1 pseudogene is annotated in these 799 nt (G+C 49.8%); it reads left to right on the plus strand.

Annotation, left to right across the window (positions count from 1 at the left end):
• Positions 1 to 799: pseudogene (locus tag CIK04_RS25765) on the plus strand (FAD-binding oxidoreductase); the annotation flags it as partial.

Raw genomic sequence — 799 nt, forward strand, 5'->3', positions numbered from 1 at the left:
CCGCATTGAGCAAGCGCGCATCATTACCCAAGAACAGCCAAACGCTTAGCCTACGGTACCGACGCCAGTTTTATCGTTTAGTGCCAAAGATCGTCTTACGACTCAAGGATTTGCAAGAAGTCATTTTTGCCATTCAAAGTTGCCGAGAGCTCCATGTTCCCTGCACGTTTCGCGCAGCGGGCACCAGCTTGTCTGGGCAAGCGGTCTCTGACTCTGTGCTCATCACCCGTAACCGACGATTGGCGAGGCCATGAAATTGTCGACGATGGCAATAAGATCATTCTTCAACCTGGCGTGATCGGTCGCGGATGCCAACCGATATTTGGCCCCTTTTCAGCGCAAATTGGCCCGATCCCGCTTCGATATACCTGCAAAATCGGCGGCATAGCCGCCAATAATGCCAGTGGCATGTGCTGCGGCACCGCACAAAATTCCTACCGCACCGTAGATAGTATGAAGATCGTTTTTAGTGACGGCACCATACTGAACACCGCAGATGAAGCCAGCATCGACCGCCTTTAAGCAAAGCCACGCTTCGCTCATTTCCGGCATCGAAGCGCTTTGCCAACAAGTGGCTGATAATAAAGAACTATCAGATAAAATTAAGCACAAGTATCGTCTTAAAAACACCACAGGTTACGCTCTTAATGCCCTGGTGGATTACCAAGATCCGATTGAAGTCATTGAACACTTGATGATTGGTTCAGAAGGCACCTATGCTTTATTGCCGAGATCACCTATAACACCGTCATTGAGCACCCCAATAAAGCCTCGGCGTTGTTGGTCTTTGCGACCATCG

Source organism: Vibrio sp. 03_296 (assembly GCF_002265885.1).